The sequence below is a fragment of the Pedobacter sp. UBA5917 genome (assembly GCF_002432345.1).
Lineage (GTDB): Bacteria > Bacteroidota > Bacteroidia > Sphingobacteriales > Sphingobacteriaceae > Pedobacter.
The window spans coordinates 1-18,756 of record NZ_DJDT01000034.1 but is presented as its reverse complement, the minus strand read 5'-3'; the positions used below and the strand labels follow the sequence as shown (position 1 = coordinate 18,756).

Below are 18,756 nucleotides of genomic sequence, written 5' to 3'. Positions count from 1 at the left end.
GGGGCATGGTAGTTTTTCACAGTTAATATTGTTTTTAATTGTGTTCAAGAATGCTTCGCATTTTGGAGCGCCAAAGTACCCAAAGCGCTTTGTCAATCCAGCAAGGTGCTTCCACACAAATCCATCTCACATCAAAAAAACAGCGGCACTTTGTTTTGTGCAGTAAGCGTTGGAGAGAGTAAATTTTTTGCGAAATCTGCACAAAACCACTGCGTTTTAGGTTTGGTACTGCCAATTATTCTATTTTGCAATTGTTTTTTTGACAGCCCAGCACTTGGGATTGACGGCCGTTCTTCGGTAAAACCTGTTTGGTTTTCAAAGTAAGCTAGCAATAACGCCTTAAAAAAATGTATCCTCACAGTAGGATTGCAAATCGGGACCAACATGGTTTAAAACAGACTCACCTGGTTGCTCGGTATTTTGAACAATGTGTGGTCTAAAATAATATCTTTTACATTTAAGCCGTTTAAACGGCAGTGCAGTTTAAAGTTATCCCTTATCATTTGCGAAATATTTCCATCACCACGCATGCGGTCGCCAAAACGGCTGTCGTTAACATTACCGCCATGGCAGCTTTGTATCGCATGCCAAACCTTATCAAAGCGGTCGGGAAAGTTTTTTCTCAGCCAATCTTCAAATATCTGCCCGATGGCACCATTTAAGCGTACTACGGTATAACCCGCTTTAATGGCCCCTGCATTGGCAATGGCTTTTAAAATTTTCGGAATTTCGTGGTCGCTCAATCCAGGTACCAAAGGTGCCACCATTACACCCATGGGTATTCCGGCTTTGCTTAATTCTTCTACCACTTTTAAGCGCTGTTTGGCGGTTGTGGTGCGCGGCTCCATTACCTGTCGCAGGTCTTCGTTCAAACTGTTAATAGAAACATATACCATACAGAGGTTTAATTTGGCCATTTCCTGCAAAATATCCTGGTCGCGGAGGATTAAAGAATTTTTGGTAATCATGCCAATGGGCTGTTTGTAGGCCAAGGCAATTTCGAGCAGCTGACGGGTAAGTTTAAACTTTCTTTCTGCCGGTTGATAACAATCGGTATTGCCGGAGAGTGAAATAGTGGTGGCATCCCAGCCTTTTTTCTCCAAAAACTTTTTGAACAGGGCAGGGGCATCCTTTTTTACGATTATTTTTCTTTCAAATTCGATCCCTGCGCTGTAGCCCCAGTATTGGTGCGAATTGCGGGCATAACAATAAGTACAGCCATGTTCGCAGCCCTGGTATGGGTTAAGTGAATAAGCCATGCCTACATCCGGACTATCAACCTTATTAACAATGGTTTTTGAGTTTTCGAAGATAAATGAAGTTTTACGATCGCTTTCTTCCCAATCGTCTATCCCTTCATCGTGTTCTTTAACGTAAACATCCTTTAAAAACCTGTTGTGTGGATTAACCTGTGCACCACGTCCCTTAAAATACTGTTTTTCTTCTCCGCCGATCATGAAATAAAATTACTAATATTTTTAGTAAAATAGTGGAATGTTGAAATCTTTTATCAGATTTTAAATCAGCCGATTATTGTATTTTTTTTGTTATGTTTATGCACCAAATAAACTATTTAGATGAATGCCCTATTATCCTGTATAATCATCGATGATTGTGAACTGGACAGAAAAGCTGTTGAAAATGAAGTTGTTAATTCTACTGTTTTGAAACTGATGGGCAGTTTTAGTAACTGTGTTGAGGCATTGGCTTTTTTCAATACCAACCAGCCTGATGTGGTATTTATTGATATCGACATGCCCGATATCAACGGCCTTGAGTTTATTAAAACTATAAATGATAGCAACGCCATCAATATCATTATATCCTCACATCCCGAATATGCCCTGGATGGTTTTCAGCTAAAAGTTTTCGATTTTATTTTGAAACCGTTAGAAAGCGATCGCTTCGAAAGCTGTATCAGGCGTTTGATAGATTTTATCGAGCTCAAAAGTAAAGCAGAGGCTTATGATGTGCTTTTTAAAAACGAACAGGTGGTGTTTAAAGACGGACTTAGTACGATCAATTTAAATGCTGCCGAAATCCTCTTTCTCGAAGCTTTTGGCGATTATACCAAAATTGTAACCGAAAAAAAGGTTCATTTAACGTTAACTACGCTTTCTAAATTTATGGACTGCTTACCAGAGGGCAAGTTTGTAAGGATCCACCGCAGTTATGTAATTGCCCGGAATAAAGTGAGCAAGCTTGATACAAAAACAGTTGCAATAGGAGCCAACGCACTCCCAATAGGCAAAACATACCACAAGGCTTTAAAAGATATATTTAAAAACGGCCAGCAATTTTATAATTAAAGGATTAAGAGCTGTATAATGAAAATACGGGAAATCACATTTGGCATATTGATTTTGCTGGTTTGGATAAATAGCAGGCAAACTTTTGCACAAGATGCGGTCGCATCCAATAAAAAGCTGAATGAGTGGAATATTTACTGCGATAAGCTGAAAGGTATTCCTACCGGAAAAGAAAACTACCCCGAACTGATCAAAGCGGCGATTAGGGGGATAAATATGACAGCTTCCGATAATTTTTTATATAAATCCATCTTTAATTTCCATTTGGCTGGCGGTTATGAGTCTACCTATAAGATAGATAGCGCTATCCATTATTATGAAATTTCGAAGAAATATGCAGAAAAAGCGAGGAACAATTCGAGGATTGTTTTGGCTTTGCGGCGTTTGGCCGGGTTATATGATAACAAACAATGGCTAAAAAAGGGCGATGAGGCGAGGAGCGAATTAATTGAAATTGCCAGTGTGGATAAAGATAAAGAAATCCAGATCGGGGCAAATATCGTTTTGGGCGAATATTACCTCAATTCGGGCATGTTCGAAAAGGCCCTGCCTCGATACATTGAATACATTAAGTACCTCAAAATAGATTATGCCAGGGATAACAATTCGGCATCCCGTTCAAATATTGGTGTAGGTTATCTGGCCGTGGGCGAAATTTACCAGAATCTGAACCGGGCCGACGAAAGCCTTGCTTATTTTAAAGAATCGATAGGCTATCTGAGCAATTATAACGAAGGTTTGGAAACGGCCTATAAAGATCTGATCACCTCCTATTTATCGTTAAATAAAGTAGATTCGGCACTGGTTTATTACGGTGTTTTAAAAAAATCGGTCGAAAAAAGCGGTGATTATACCATTTTGATCGATGCGCAGGTAGAATTAGGTAAAATGTTTACCACTAAGGAAAAATTGGATCAGGCAGGAAAAATACTTTTCGGGGCAGAAAAAAATGCGACAATCAGTAAAGAAAAGGAAGATTATTATCTGGTGAAAAATGCACTGGCTGATCTTTTTCTGAAACAGGGCGATAGTAAAAGGGCGATTAAATATTATAAAGAAGCATTGCCTTTGGCCATTTACTTTAAACACAAAGCTGTTATTGCCACATTGTACCTCAATCTGGCTACTGCAGAAAAGAAAGAGAATTTAGAAAATGATGCTTATAAGCACATCTTGTTGTATGCGAAGTACACTGATTCACTGAAAACCGAATCTATTTCGAAAAATATAATCGAGATGGAAGCGCGTTTCCAAAATGAAGTTAAACAGCAAAAAATAGGGGTCTTGAACCGCGAGAACGAGACCAAAAACCTGCAGTTAAAACAGGAAAAAAATATCCGCTGGCTTTTGGGCGGAACAGCACTGATTTCGCTCATCGCCCTCTCGCTGATTTATATGATCTATAAAAATAAACAGAAGGCCAATCTTTTACTCGATAAAAAGAACCAACAGCTCGATATTACGAACAGCCAGCTTGCCAATGCCAACCAAACCAAAGCCAAACTGTTCAGCATTATATCACACGATTTAAGGTCGCCGGTTAGTCAGTTGTTTACCTTTTTAAAAATCCAGCAAAGTGCTGCACAACTTTCGGAAGAGGAAAAGAACAAACACCAGCAAAAGCTGATCAGCTCATCAAGGGATCTGCTCGAATCGATGGAAGACCTGTTACTATGGTCTAAAAGCCAGATGGAGAATTTCGAAACTGACCACGATATTATTGATATAGAGGAGTTGTTCGAAAATACGGTTTCGATGTTGGCTACACAGATTGACGCTAAAAACCTCAAACTAGAGATGAAAACTGGAGATGTTGATGATTTGGATAGCGATGAGAATATTTTAACCATTGTATTAAGGAATCTTTTGCAAAATGCAATCAACAATGCCCATAGCGGTACCCAACTGTGCTTATTTTCTGGTATAAACGAAAATGGCCAAAAATATCTGTCTATTAGCAATGCAGGAAACATGATTCCGGAAGATAAAATAGCGTTGTTGCTCAACAGTTCGAACGTACAGAGTAAATCATCAGGTTATGGTTTGATGATTGTAAAGGATCTGCTTAAAAAACTAAATGCTGATTTAAGTATTTCGAGTAGTAATGAGGTAACCCAGGTAAGGATTACTTTTAATTAATTGCCGTTTTTTACTCCCCTTCTAATGCGATCGTCATGCTGTCCCGAATTTTCGGGATCAGCATCTTTTATGCATGATAGACCCCGAAATAAATTCGGGGTGACGACATAAGCAAAAAATATTATCCATCATTTCCCTCCACCGATTATTTCCATCCGTTTATAGATTAATAGCAGGCTCTTTTTACACTTAAACCTAGGTTTATGTAAAAATACTTAAGCTATGATCAATCAATCAAACCTCAAAACAGGAATAAGTTTTATCATTAGCCTTTTCCTGGCTTCAATCTTTTTCTCCTGTACCGAAACTGCCAAAAGCGCGTCGCCGTTAAGCGATAATGGAGCTGCCAAAGAATATTTTTCGGTAAAGATTAACGGCAAGCTTTGGGAAGCATTCCCATCAAAAGAGTTTAAAGAATACAATTTAAGTTACAAGGAACTGGGGCATCAGTTTTCCATTTTTGCCGAAGCTGCAGACGGATCGCGGATGGACCTTTCTTTCCATTCGGCAAAAGGTCTTACCGTTGGTAAATATCCGTCAACACGAAATGATAATGGCATGTTAAGCGGTGTTTTCTTTTACCCCGAAGCAAAAAGCTCCGATAAGGAACTGGCCAGCGTAACCTTAGAAATCCCCATTCAGGAAAATACGGTGCAGGTTACTAAAATAGATAAAACCAACAAGGCGGCTTATGTAATCGAAGGAACTTTTACACCCAGCATGTACGCTGTTTACCAAAGCAATCCCGAAAGGTCTACAAAATTTACCGAAGGAAAGTTTAGGGTAATATTCCGACCGAATTCAATGAGTCCTGCATTTTAAAAGGTCATTTCACTGAAAATTCCCTTTACCGATTATAAGCAGACGTTCATCGATTAGAAAAGTTAAAGCGATAAAGGTTGGGCTAATTTCAAATTCAGTTTATAACCAAACATTAACCATGACCCTATTTCCAACTTATAAAAAGTTAGTGCTGATTAACGGTACCTGAAAAAATGAAGAACCAACAATGGATTACAGCTAAGTAATCCCTTTAAAAAACAAATTATGAAACGCTTACCATCCTTATTATTAACCTTGTTCACATTACTGTTGTTTGCGCTATCCGGCGCTGCACAGGATTTGGGCGAAATTGCCAAACAAAAACCCGTTGTATTAAATGGCTCGTTGGGCTTAGGCTTTGGAACCTATAATGTTAATGGCATTCCGGCCAGGCAAAGGGCATACTCTTATGTATTTAACGGCGCACCCACTTTATCAATTTATGGGGTTTCATTTCCATTTTCTGTTGTGGTTAGCGATCAGCAGCGAAGTTATACACAGCCTTTTAATCAATATGGTATCAGCCCAACATATAAGTGGATAACCGTACACGCAGGTTGGAGGAGTTTGGAATTTTCTCCTTTTACACTTGCGGGCCATAATTTTTTAGGTGGCGGAGTAGAACTTAATCCCGGCAAATTAAGGTTCGGATTTATTTACGGACGGTTTAACAAAGCGATTGAAGAAGATGTAAACCAGCCTTTGGCGCTCGCGCAGCAACCAGCTTATAAAAGAACAGCCTACAGTGCGCGGGTAGGGGTAGGTACCGAGCGGAACCATTTTGATATTATCTTTTTAAAAGGGAAAGATGATGTAAACTCGCTTGCTGCAAAACCTACATCTTTACTCATTACACCTGCCGAGAATATGGTGCTGGGTATTTCTTCCAAATTCAGTTTCCTGAAACATTTTGTGTTCGATATTGATGTATCGGGGAGTATTTATACCCGCAATGTGCAGTCGGATACCATCCATAACGCCACATTGGATAAAGTTGATTTCCTCCGGAAAATTGTTCCCTTAAATTCCTCCACGCAATTGTTAACCGCCGGACAGACCAGTTTGGGCTATAATGCAAATTTATACAGCATAAAGTTGAAATACAGAAGGGTAGACCCTGATTATAAAAGCATGGGCGCTTATTATTTTGAAACAGATGTTCAGAATTATACCATCGAAACAGCTTTGAGGCTATTTAAAAGCCAGTTACAGATCAGCGGAAGTTTTGGCTTACAGAACGATAATTTATTGGGTGATAAAGCTGTTCGTTCTAACCGCAAAATCGGATCGGCAAATATTTCATTCAACAAACCTGAGTATGGTATTGATCTGCGTTATACCAATTTCGGTATTACACAGGATAGGGGCTTAAATCCCGTTCTGGATGTGTTAAGGGTCTCGCGGACCAACCATAACCTCAGTTCTGTTTTTAGGTATAATATTAATGGCGAAACTGTTTCGCATGGTTTTGTTTTGGTGGGCAATATCCAATCATTGGTCGATCTGAACGAATTTACCGCTCCCAATAGTAAATCGAACAGTAAAACAGGTAATTTTTCGTATCAGTTCGGTTTGCCCAAAAAAGCTTTTGGTGCCAACTTCAATATCAATTATACCCTGGCGGATGTAGCTTTTGGAAGGTCGATATTTTATGGACCTACGCTGGGTATTAGTCAGGCCATTGATAAAGGAAAGCTCGGTTTAAACCTTTCTGCCAGTTACCAGCTCCAGCGGAACAATGATATTGATGCCGGAACTATTTTCAGTTCTAATCTAAATGGTTCTTACCGCATCGGTAAACGCGATGCCGCCAATATCTCCCTTAATTACCTCAAAAGCAACTCAAAAGATATCACACTGCCATCGTTTAACGAGTTACGAACAAATGTTGGCTTAGTACATACATTTTAAATATAGCGCCATGAAGAATTTTACAGCATTGCTTAAGTTTTATAAAAATATACCGGTTATCCTGTTGGTAATTTTATTATCTGCAGTTACAAAGGGGCTTTTCGCCCAATCGGTAAATGTTACCGTTAACGTAATTCCACCGTATTCCCCTTATTATGCCGATTATGCAGGAGCCAATGCGGGTAAAGTACTGCTTGTGGTACAGAATCTTACCCCAAGGGCTTTAACAGTTAAGTTAACCGGACAGCTGGAAGGTGATAACGGGATCAAAATTTCTACAAAGCCCAATTATGTTCCTTTGCAGCCATTGGTTTTAAACCCCAACGAAACCAAACAATTAAATGGTTTATCAATTAAAGATATTTTCGATTTAAATAACCTGAATGTTTCAGGGATCGACAAAACCAGGCTGATTGTTTCCTCACGTTTACCCGAAGGCAATTATTCTTTTTGTATCCAGGCGGTTGATGTAAATAGCAATCAGGTATTATCATCAACGGCACCATTGGGCTGTACCAGCATCACCATTGCTTATCCTGATGCACCTATTCCTGTTAGTCCGGCTGCTAATCTCAGTGTTCTTGCCACTACGCCGCAAAGTGTGGTTTTTAACTGGATCAATGCCGGCTTTATCCCTATGGGTACACAATACTTATTACAGGTTGCCGAAATGCCTTTAAATAATGCCGACCCAAACCAAGTATTAAATTCGACCTCTTTTCCTTTGGTTAATAAAACGGTAAGTAGTTTGTCTTATGTTTTGTCACCGTCCGATCCACCTTTAAAAGTAGGTAAACGTTATGCCTGGCGTGTAAAAGCGATTGATCCGACAGGTAAAACAACCTTCAAAAATGATGGCGTTAGTCAGGCTTTTCAGTTCAGGTACGGCGAAGAAATCAAAGTGGCTTCCATTTTAACCTTAGAACTGCCAAAAGCGAACCAAAAGGTTGATGATGCCAATAAACTTGCTTTTAGCTGGACGTTTAAAGATAATTCTGCAGGCAACGATCCGGTTTCTTTAGGTGGATTGAATTCTATTTCGAATCTTGGCTTTAATGCGGGTTTATTCAGATTGCACATTACACGCGTAAAAACGGCCCAGGAACTGGCGAAAGAGAAAACCGATAAACTGGCAAATGCGAAAAGTAAAGTGGTGCCTGCAGAAGAGCTGGTGGTGAATGTAAATGCAAAAACCATCAGTTATAAAAATTCGTCGGTTATCGCCGGTTTTATCAAAGACCAGAACAATTACGAATGGTATGTAGAACACCCGGCAACAGGAACAAAATCGAACGTGCAGAATTTCGCCGTACAATATGCAAAGGTTGCCGCCGATTATAGCATACAACTGGCGGGCAGGTTAAAATACCGCTACTACGATGATCTTGGTGCCTACAATTTAAAAACCCTGCAACGTGCTAATAACCCAAATTTAACCTACACAGAAGCCGAAGCAGGTTATGCGCTTGGCAAAACCAATATCCAGGCTTTGAGGATCAAATTGTTGGTGCCGGTTTTCAGGGTGAAACACAGTGTTAAGGTAACCGAAAATGGCCTACCAAAGGTTTATACCGAAGAGGTAGACAGTATCCCTACGCTTACCGATCTGCGTAAAACCTACAGTAATCAGGTTAAAGTGGCATCGGTAACACCTATTGCTGCGGGACAAACCGACGATATGGGAAATTTCGACCTGAAAGTGCCCATTTCAAAACATAATTTTAAGGTGATCGATAGTAATGTGTATACCCAGGGCTCATCAGCGAGAAAAGCATTGGTGGAAGGTATTGTGGTGCAGGTTAACGATACGCGCTTTAGCGATCCGAACTGGTTTATTTATCCTACACCGAACAGAACCAGTGTTGCGCTTAACGAAGATGTGGTGCAGATTTACGATTACAAACTTAATGTAAGCTTTAACACCAAAGTACAGCGTAATTATAAAGGTAAAATGTATGTGTTAAAAGCTGAAAAAAACCTGGTTAAAGGGGAGGTAGAGAACCTGGTGGGGCAAACAAAAGATGTACTTACCATTTCGAAATCGCTTTTTAACTACCCAGGTAATAAACAAAAATACAATTACGGGCACAGTACCTACAGTGTGGTGGGCTCGACTGCGGTAACCGGTGAGGTGAATGCAAATGCTGCCCTTGCGGTTAATTTTAAAAGGCTGGTAGCTGAAGTAAACGGTACTACGGCTCCCTATGTGGTTTATTTTGAACCCGATGATGAACAGAATGCCCTGTATTTCAGCCCCGAGAATGTGGCTAACAGCAATAGAAAAACCGTTGGTTTCGAAAGCACCGTTTTTAAGGCAAACAATATTACCGAAAATGTAATATTAGGACCAAAATACCTCAGTATGACCATTGCGGGCCGTTACCTGTACAAATGGAAAGATGCTTATGGCAAAGTAAATACGCCGCTGCCACTGCCCGAAGGTACCAAGCTTACACTGGTTAAAGGTTACCTTACCACAAAAAGTTTGATCGAAGATAAAGGGAGCGATTTATTGGAACAAAAAAAGGTAGCTACCACTACCGTTGGTAAAAATGGTGCTTACCAGTTCGATCTGGGCCTGCTCAACTACGATGCCTTTAATGCCGACGGTGGCAAAAACATGGTGATTCTGGTTGATGATCCTTATTATGCTTCCGAACCAACATTTGTTGCCTACAACCAGAACGAGAATATCCAGTTGCCCGACATGACAGCCGTAGTGAGGCAGTTTAAATTTACCTCGCGTTTAATGTATAAGAAAGACGGTGTACCAACTCCTGCCACATTTATGCAGGTATACCTGTGCCGTTTAAAAAATGTGAAGCCTAAAACCATCCCGGTAAATGAGGGTGATCCGAATAGCAAAGATTATTTTAAGAATACCTATAAAAATGTTGACGGTAAGGAATACGATATCCTTGATAAAACCACGCTTGGCAATGAAGGTATTTTCAGCTTTAACCGTTTGGTACTTCCTTCTGAAGATTTAAGCGATCAGTATTTTATACTGGCCGAACCCATTAGCACCAGCAACGATAATTATTTAACAGAAGAAGCATTTCCGTTAACGGGCGTAATGAAATTCTGGAGCATTTTTACCCTTGGCTCATTCGGGCAACAGACTTTTGCTGATGCTACCCAGGTGTTGGATTCTAAATATACCGGCAATGGCCAGTACGTAACCGTTGTGCCGCAAAAACCATATATCGATGGGGCCGTTTATCCTTACAGCAATACGGCAACTTCTGTACTCTCGGGGGTAAAAGTAGAGTTGTTCAATATGTCGAACATTGATATCCTGGCAAATTCGAGCTACGAAGCTTTCGAAAAATACTTTAATAGCAAACAACCTATCGATGTGCAGATTACCGGCACCAATGGCCGATTTTTATTTGATGATTTTTATGATAACATCATCAACCGCACCAAAGGCAAAATGTTAAGGCTTACCAAAGCGGGTTTTATTACCACTTACAAACCGATTGAAGGCGGTATTCCGATTACCAAAGGCCGCAGGGCCAATCTGGGTAAGGTATATCTCGATCTCCCGATCGAGCTTAATGCAATTGTAGTTGATAATTACGGAAAAAGTGTGCCTGCACGGATAGTGGTAGGCGATGATTTTAGTTGGGCCGATACCTATAAAATCGGGCAGACATCAATGGCGTATTTAAAATCGCCAAAGGGTAAGGTTAAGTTTACCGTAATCCCCGGCGATCTGGCCACCTATAAAACAACCGTTTCCGAGCTCACCATCGATCCTAAAAAATCAACCAATATTACGCTGGTTGTTAACAGCAATATGCACAGCATCGGCGTAACGGTAATCGATAAAATTTCGCAAAAAAGTGTAGCCGCCAATGTTTACGTAACCAATATTAAAGAAACGCCGGGCATAGAAAAATTTATGAGCAATGGTAATGTGGTTAATGTGCTCGAGTTTGCTTCTGCTGGCAGTCAGTTTGATATTAAAGTGGTGCCAACGGGGAATTTTACCATCGCCAAAACGCAGGTCAAATCTGATATGACCAAAGCGGTAAATGTTACCGTTTATGTAGAACCGGCCGTAACACTTACCTGTTTCGCCAGTACCATGAATGGCAATAGAAAGGTAGATCTTATCGATTACCACATGGTGATTGATGGTTTGGATGAAGACGAATATATTTTTACCAAACGCGCGGTTGGGCTGGGATCAACCCTGAGTAAAATACCTGCAAATAAGTGGTTAACAATCGGTGCTTCGCAAAAAGGTTTTGTCGGTCAGGATCAGGTAGTATTGACCAACTCACCCAAAACACTCTATTTTAAATTTACCGATGCTTCCGCTTTTCCTGTTGATAACCTGTACGGTTTCCCGATAGAGTTAACCGGTTTGGGCAAACTTAACGATGGCAGTTACCTGGCTTCGGGCAGGTTAAATCCACAGGGTAAAGCAGGTGTCTCGAACCTGACTTTGGAAAGCAATGATCAATGGCTGCGTTTTAAAGATGTTAAGGTTAAAGTTGCCGAAGAACTGATTAAAGGACAAAAAACGCTGGGCAAGCCGAAAGTAAATATCCTGTCCGAAATTATTTTCGATGAAAACGAGCTTGATGCCAAATTGTTCAACAAAATAAGTGTTGCCGTTCGCGATAATGGCGGCTTAAGTCTGCAGGGTTCGGGCAGTACAGGTTCCATTATGGGCAGGGTTTCTTTAGATCCTTCGTCACTTTCGGCGGGCGTATTCTCTAACGTTGCAGGTACGCAGGGCGAAGGAAATTACCTTTACCTCAATAAAATGGATACCGAATATATCCCATCGGGTGCAGTCGGCAATGCTACAAAAGCAAACGTATTGAGCACTTTCTCTACTGGAAGTTCGGATGTTACCGGCGATAATTTATTGGTTTCTACCTTATCGCGCAGGCGCCCCGTATTCTATATGGTTGATGATTTTACAGTAAAACCTGACGATAAAGTATTGGTAAGCAGCGCGGGTATTAGCGCAAAAGCTACCGTAGCCACCAATTTGGCCAATGTGGCAGATAAAGATGCAGCCCTTAAAGGAACATTCAATATTGGTTACAATACGGTTTGGTTCACCAATCAATCGCCTTTAAAAATTAAATTAAGAGACTGGCAGCTCGAATTTAATACCTGGTATTTATCAAAAGCAGGCTTTACGGGCGAAGGTAACCTGAATGCTTTAGGCTTGAGTATTCCTTTTACCAAACTAAAAATGACGCCAAAGGCAATCGGTTTTGGAAATTTCGATGTGAAAGAACTCACGCTCCTCAATAAATTCCCGGTTAAAATCAATGCAAGCGAGGTAATGACGAGCTTTGGTTTTGATAAAGGTTATTCTAAAGAAAAAGGAGCATGGTCTGTTGCTATTTTGGCCAATTCGCAATCTTCGGCTTTGGCCTCATTAACCGGTTTGCCAGATTTAAACTCTGGGGATAAAATCCTGATCAACAACATCAACTTATACGATACCGGCGATCCGAATGATACGCGGATCCTGTTGACCGAAAACCAAGCTGCGGTTACCCTGAACAGCATCTCTAGCTTTAAACCTTATTCGGTTTTTGGCGACCTGCTTTCTATCGTTTTTCGCGGAAATCTGGATATGAATATTCCGAACCTGAACGGTTTGGGCAATGTGGTGTACGATCTGAAATATAAAGTAGTAAATAACCAGTTTGTACATGTGCACGATATACCGTTTAAGAACCTGAACTTGGATGCAAACGGAATCAGGGTAGATTTTTTAACCGAAGGACAGGAGTTTACCAATGGTAAATTGAAACTGGTTGGAAATTTAAAGGATAAAGATCCTTCGAGTTTATACAAAATAAATGTACAGCTGGATAAAAGCTTAAAAGAAACCCGTTTGCATATCCCTGAAAATACACCTACGCCGCAAAGGGTTTATTTATCGGGCAACCTGCAGGATAAAAATTATTTGGATAATGCTGCGGGAGAAATGAAGCTGGCTAATAAAGTTTGGAATAATTTTGCTTTCAGTGGTAACATGGCCGGTTCTGATGGGGTAAATGCTGCGGATAGCAAAGTCAACTTTACCATAAAAGGAGACATTGTAGCCAACGATAGTAAAATAGGGGTGCAGAATATGGATGCCGCTGGTATGAAGGGCATCAACTTTACCTACGATTTTAAAGAAAAAGCACTGGTAGGTTCGGCCAGTATGCAACAGAATACTGATTTTGCAGATCTTACCATGGATATCGATCTTAAGGTAAGCAGCTCTAAATGGTACGTGTTCAGTAACTGTTTAGCCAATAATATTAAAAATACGCCTTTTAACCAGGCGGCGGCAGGTATTATGTTGGGCGATGCTACTTTAACACCCGAGCAGATGGCATCGCTGCACAAACACTTTAAGGATAACGATATCCCGACCAATTTTGACAATAATTTTAAGTCGGTAAAAGGTATTTTGATGGTCATGTCAACCGATATTCCGATCCCGATTATCCCAACATTTAATTTAAACCTCGATCCCGTTGCGCATGCCAGTTTAACGCATGGCATATACGGTAACCTATATTACAATGCTGGTTTTAGTCTTAAAAAAGAAGATTTAAGCCTCGCCATTGGTGCAAGGTTGGGTGCCTTTGTAAAACTTGGCGTGGGTGCCAGTATCGGTTTGGCCTGTGTGGGGATTAATCTCCATGCCGATGTGCACGCCGACGTGAGCGGTAAACTGGTTCCTTTTGCCCCGGTCGGACAACGTTTGTTGTTGGATGCCGGCCTGAAATTTACCCTGCAGGGCGAAGCTTATGTGGGTGGCGGGATCTGCGATAGCGATTGCGAAACGCCATGCGTAGATGCCGGTTTCTTTGATATCTGCAGTCCGATACCATGTTTTAAAAAGAGCCTGAACAAAACATTGGTTTTGGGTTTAAGCGCCGAAGTAACCGATGCAAAACCATATTTCCACTTTAAAGGATTATCCGAATTGTAATGATTTTAAAAATACAGATGATGAAAAAACTGATCTATATATTTGCCCTGATCCTTCCATTGGCGGTAGCCGCACAAAAAAAGGAAGCAAAAGTTGCCTTTAGCGGTTATAAAGGCAATTACATCTATAATTTATTTAAACCTGCGTCGGCAGCACATCCCGATGGTGAAGTGGTGGGTTTCAGGCTCGACCGTAAACTGGCTACAGAAGCCAATTGGCAGGCCATACAAACTTTTGCCTCTCCGGCAAACTATAATGAGCTGGCTAACAGTATAGAAGATGGTAAGAGAAAAGCTTACGAATATAAGGCCGAAAATGCTTATAACATTGATGATGTTTGGCCGGTTTACCAGAAAACATTCCGTTACGATTCGTTATCGGTGTACCTTACCCAGCAGCATCTGGCCATTGGTTTTAAGGTTTTGTTGGTTGATACCACTGCAAACCTTTCCAATAATTATCAATACCGTGTGGTACAGCTCAAACGTGATGGTTCTGAATATGGTAAATACATTTCGCAGCCGGTATCGAAAAACCTGGGTATGCTGGCTATCAATAAACCCAAAGTCAATAAACGCGAGGTAATTGGAGGTGTCTTCAGGTTATCTTTTGCTGCAAAAGTAGGTACGGAAGCGCCGCAGGCATTATTGATTAAGAGAAAAGGAGAAGGTGATAAAGATTTTAAAAGGATAGAATTAATGTACAGCATAGAACAGGCAAGGGACAGTGTTTTCTACAGTTTGATAGACGATAATGCCCGTGCCGATGCGCTCTATCAATATACGGTAACACCAGTAAACCGTTTTGGTGGTGCTGCAAAAGTTGTTTCTGATACCTTATCGGTAAATTCTATTTCGCAAAAAATGCTTATCCCGAAAGCTTTTGTGGCCGTTATCGATAGTGTAAAAAAGCAGATCAATCTTTCGTGGGGTTTTATTAAACCCGAACTGATCAGCATGGTTAAAATTTACCGTTCAGAAAGTTACGAAGATGGTTATTCGTATCTGGCCTCAACCAATCAGGCATTTTATGAGGATAAGAGCATTATTCCGGGCAAAAAGTATTATTACTATCTCATCATCAGCGATCAGTTGGGCCGTTCTTCCGAAAGGAGTACCAAAGCATACGCACTGATGCAAAATGCCGAAAAACCCGATGCACCTTTATATGTAGAGGTGATTAAAACAGAAAAAGGTAATAAAATTTCATGGCAGGATTACAACCTCGGGAACCGTGGCTATAAGGTTTTCCGCACCAGCCAACTCGATGGCGAACTGGTACCTATTGATACTTTTGTTTACCTCGATAGGAAATTGGAAGGTAAATATAGCTTTATCGATACCGCTAAAAACAACAGCGGATTAACAGGTTATGCCGTTGCTGCCGAAACCATGAGCAATGTACAGAGCAGTTTTTCTAAAACGGTTTATTTAAAACAGGAGGCAAAAACAACAAACTTATCGGCTCCGTTGTTACTGGATTTTCAGAAGGATAAAAAAACAGTGAGGATATTCTGGCAGCAAAATGCCCGGAATACCAATATATCAGGCTTTAACGTATACCGTAAAATTGGGGATAAACAATATGTTAAGATCAATAGATCCTTAATCAATGCAGATAAAACAACTTTTACAGATTCGTTAATGGTTAACGGGCAGGATCTGTTTTATAAAATAACTTCGGTAAGTATATCTGATAAGGAAAGTGAAGCAAGCAACGAAATCCAGACCGATTTCCTAACGATGGTTTATCCGCCTTCATCATTAAAATCTTCATTTAATGTTGATAAAAGTGCAATAGAATTGTTTTGGCAACCATCTCAGAGCGAAATATCTGCTTATGAAATTTATAGATTTACCAGAGGAAGCGAGCCGGTTAAAATAGGAAGCAGTAAGGGGCAGGCTAATTTTATTGATAAGGGTTTCGAAAAAGAAAAGGTAAATTATTATTATGTGGTATCATTGGCAAACAACGGAAATACTTCTGTTCCTTCCAACCAAACATTTTTATCTTTTAAGTAATTAATGCGGCATTTAATTCCCCTCTTTTAAAGGAGTGTCCGCAGGACGGGGTGTTGTTTTTTGTCTTTGTCTATCGGTCGGTGTTTCACCGATCGAAAATTATCCTAATTACTTTTAGCCAACGGCACATAATCCATCGGTACCATATCAGCTACCTTTTCGTATGCCCAGTAACCTTCGTAAAGCAGCGATCGCGAATCGTAAATGCCTCCATTTTCATAAAAACGTACACCTTCGCCGGTTAAATTGGCTACTGAAATCTCATTTTCCGGTACATCCAATGGCCTGAAAATCCAGAAACCTGTTTTAGAATAAGCAAGCGATTCTTTTTCTTTGGTATATTGGATCAGTAACGCATCGGTATAACTCAGGTATTTTAAGTTCTGGTTATAATAATGCACCAAGGTATCGGTTAGTACATCTGCTCTCGAAAACTTATCGATGGTTTTGGGCATTTCCTGCTGTTTCGTCCAAAAGGCAAGTAGGGCGGTGTCTATTTTTCCTTTCGTTTGCCTGATACCTGTTTTCTCCGGTACAGCTTTAATCTTTTCTAAATTGGTATTGATAACATACTGTGGATAACGGTTCGGATTAGGGATTTTGATCATTTTGTTGATGATAAAACCTTCTTCCTGTGTTTTGTTGGCATAAAGCGAACGGAAAAAGTGCTGCGAAGAGCCATAGTAAGCTATTTCACGGGCAGCAATATATTTTTTCTTTTTCGCTGCAGAAGCTTTAAGCTCTTCAAAAAACGGGTGACCGGAATAATAAATAATGTGCGTACGTGAGTTGTACTCAAAATGATCGAGCATATATTTGAGGCGATAACCCAAAGCCTTGTTTTCAACCACTAAAAATTCGGTAGTAGAAACGGTTAAAGTACTTTTGGTTACATCAAAATCTACATTTAAAACCTGTGGATTTAATATTTTGCACTGCGTTGCATTGGGTGTTTTCCCAATGAAAAATTCTTTAAACTGGTTGATGTATTTTTGCCTGTTAGGGTCGGCCCTGATCACCACTTCATCCAGTTGGGCTACATTTTCTTTCAATACCAGTTCTACCTGTACCGATTTATCCGAAATGATTACACTTTTAGAGTAGGGGAGATAGCCCACCAGTTGAACAAGGATATCGTAACTGCCCGGTTTTAGGTTTGTTAATTTAAAGCGCCCGTCGTTATCGGCCACCGTAGCAATTTTATAACCACTTAAATAAATGCTTGCGCCGGGCAATCCGTCTTTCTGATCCCGAACCAGGCCACTGATCGAGAAGGTGTTTTGAGCATCGACATTAGTACCCAGAATGATCAGTATAAGGGCTACTAAAAGGCTTTTAATCATGGAGACGAATGTAATTAAAAGGCTTAATATTTATCAAAAACGCAAAAGATTTTTAACAAATTTAACATTTGGCATGTATCGTTCATGAAGGCTTTCATCCTGAATGCAATGAAGGATCTTTATGAGGATCATTTATAACAAATAGATACAGTCTCATCATAGTGGCCGTTTTCGATTTGGAAACGGGAAGCTCTGTTTTTCATGGCTGTAGCAGCCCCGCTATCGCTTGTAGTCCTCATTACGCTGCGCTTCACTGCGGGCTACCCGCTCTATCGGGTTTAATTAACAGTGGCTTGTTCTTCGAAGCAAGGTCCGTTTATGCATTTTGTTATAAAACTATACTCTAGTCGTAGCGTCTCGCTACGACATTCCATATTTTAAACAATTAGGTCTGTCTTTTGCTAAGGTCTTAGCGAGACGCTAAGACCAGAGAGGGATAGATCTCTCCATTCCACTACCGATGTAAAATCGGTATAAGTAGCGTTTCTTCCGAGAGCTATCGGAATAAGATGATGGCCCTCTTTATATCACAACCCCTGCCAACTAAACCCGACCGCAGTGAAAAACCCACAGCCCGAAGCATGAGGGCGAGGATTTGTAACGAAGGGCGGGATGGTTTAAACCGAATAGCACTGTAACTGCTTTTCAAAAAAAATAAAAAGCTTAGCATTCTGCAATTGTGCTTTTATAAAGCTTCTATATCCTCCCTACTTTTTCCCTTCGACATTAACTGGTAACAAATAATCCATGGGTACGCTATCGGCAATTTTTTCCCAGGCCCAGTAACCAGAATAAATCATAGACCGTGGGTTGTAAATCGAACCATTTTCGTAAAAATATACCGGTGCAAGCTGCAAACTGATGGTCGAAATTTGATAATCGGGCATATCCAACGGCCTGGCAATTGATAAACCGATCCGGTTGGCGTATGCAGGATCTTCGCGCTCTTTGATGTAAACCACATAAAGTTTATCGGTAAAGTTGATGCTTTTTATGCTTTCATTCTTTACATGTACCAGGGTATCCTGCGTAATAGGGGCACGGCTTAAAATAGATATGGCGCCAGGCATGTTTTTCTTTCTTAGCCAATAACTTAAAGAGTCGCCTACAGTAAGGGTTAAAGGCCTGGTTAAACCCGTTTGTGCTTTTGTTAGGCGTTTAATATTGGCATTAATGATACTATCTGATGGTTTATCAGGATTTTCTTTTGTGATGAGTTTGTTGATGATAAAACCTTCTTC

General features: G+C 40.5%; 8 protein-coding genes and 1 pseudogene. 6 read left to right on the top strand and 3 right to left on the bottom strand.

Annotation, left to right across the window (positions count from 1 at the left end; translation table 11 throughout):
• Window positions 1-389 precede the first annotated feature (389 nt).
• Window positions 390-1,457, bottom strand: coding sequence for a PA0069 family radical SAM protein (locus B2V92_RS02380; RefSeq protein ID WP_293304496.1), 1,068 nt, complete (start codon window positions 1,455-1,457; stop codon window positions 390-392).
• Between the two features lie 120 nt (window positions 1,458-1,577).
• Between B2V92_RS02380 and B2V92_RS02375 the strand changes: the two genes are divergently transcribed.
• From B2V92_RS02375 to B2V92_RS02350, 6 genes are all read left to right on the top strand, one after another.
• Window positions 1,578-2,309 carry a LytR/AlgR family response regulator transcription factor gene (locus tag B2V92_RS02375; RefSeq protein WP_293304495.1) on the top strand — a complete coding sequence of 244 codons (732 nt, stop codon included), beginning with the start codon at window positions 1,578-1,580 and terminating at the stop codon, window positions 2,307-2,309.
• 18 nt (window positions 2,310-2,327) lie between these two features.
• The gene (locus tag B2V92_RS02370; protein ID WP_293304494.1) at window positions 2,328-4,448 is read left to right on the top strand and encodes a tetratricopeptide repeat-containing sensor histidine kinase; all 2,121 of its coding nucleotides are present in this window, start codon (window positions 2,328-2,330) and stop codon (window positions 4,446-4,448) included.
• 222 nt (window positions 4,449-4,670) lie between these two features.
• Entirely contained in the window at window positions 4,671-5,270 is a 600-nt protein-coding gene (locus tag B2V92_RS02365; RefSeq protein ID WP_293304492.1) for a hypothetical protein, read from the top strand.
• A 225-nt stretch (window positions 5,271-5,495) separates the two neighbouring features.
• A complete protein-coding gene (locus B2V92_RS02360; protein ID WP_293304490.1) occupies window positions 5,496-7,181 on the top strand; it encodes a hypothetical protein in 1,686 nt (561 codons plus the stop codon).
• 10 nt (window positions 7,182-7,191) lie between these two features.
• The gene (locus tag B2V92_RS02355) at window positions 7,192-14,151 is read left to right on the top strand and encodes a hypothetical protein (protein WP_293304488.1); all 6,960 of its coding nucleotides are present in this window, start codon (window positions 7,192-7,194) and stop codon (window positions 14,149-14,151) included.
• A complete protein-coding gene (locus B2V92_RS02350) occupies window positions 14,151-16,172 on the top strand; it encodes a fibronectin type III domain-containing protein (protein WP_293304486.1) in 2,022 nt (673 codons plus the stop codon). Before B2V92_RS02355 ends, B2V92_RS02350 begins: the two co-directional genes overlap by 1 nt.
• Window positions 16,173-16,276: 104 nt before the next feature.
• Here the strand turns inward: B2V92_RS02350 and B2V92_RS02345 are convergent, their stop codons facing one another.
• The gene (locus B2V92_RS02345; RefSeq protein WP_293304484.1) at window positions 16,277-17,515 is read right to left on the bottom strand and encodes a carboxypeptidase-like regulatory domain-containing protein; all 1,239 of its coding nucleotides are present in this window, start codon (window positions 17,513-17,515) and stop codon (window positions 16,277-16,279) included.
• Between the two features lie 707 nt (window positions 17,516-18,222).
• Window positions 18,223-18,756, bottom strand: a pseudogene (locus B2V92_RS02340) (carboxypeptidase-like regulatory domain-containing protein); the annotation flags it as partial.

Coding starts and splice junctions, on each gene's coding strand:
- B2V92_RS02365 (WP_293304492.1), top strand. CDS start 4,671: ATGATCAATCAATCAAACCTCAAAACAGGAATAAGTTTTATCATTAGC.
- B2V92_RS02370 (WP_293304494.1), top strand. CDS start 2,328: ATGAAAATACGGGAAATCACATTTGGCATATTGATTTTGCTGGTTTGG.
- B2V92_RS02350 (WP_293304486.1), top strand. CDS start 14,151: ATGATTTTAAAAATACAGATGATGAAAAAACTGATCTATATATTTGCC.
- B2V92_RS02355 (WP_293304488.1), top strand. CDS start 7,192: ATGAAGAATTTTACAGCATTGCTTAAGTTTTATAAAAATATACCGGTT.
- B2V92_RS02345 (WP_293304484.1), bottom strand. CDS start 17,515: ATGATTAAAAGCCTTTTAGTAGCCCTTATACTGATCATTCTGGGTACT.
- B2V92_RS02360 (WP_293304490.1), top strand. CDS start 5,496: ATGAAACGCTTACCATCCTTATTATTAACCTTGTTCACATTACTGTTG.
- B2V92_RS02375 (WP_293304495.1), top strand. CDS start 1,578: ATGAATGCCCTATTATCCTGTATAATCATCGATGATTGTGAACTGGAC.
- B2V92_RS02380 (WP_293304496.1), bottom strand. CDS start 1,457: ATGATCGGCGGAGAAGAAAAACAGTATTTTAAGGGACGTGGTGCACAG.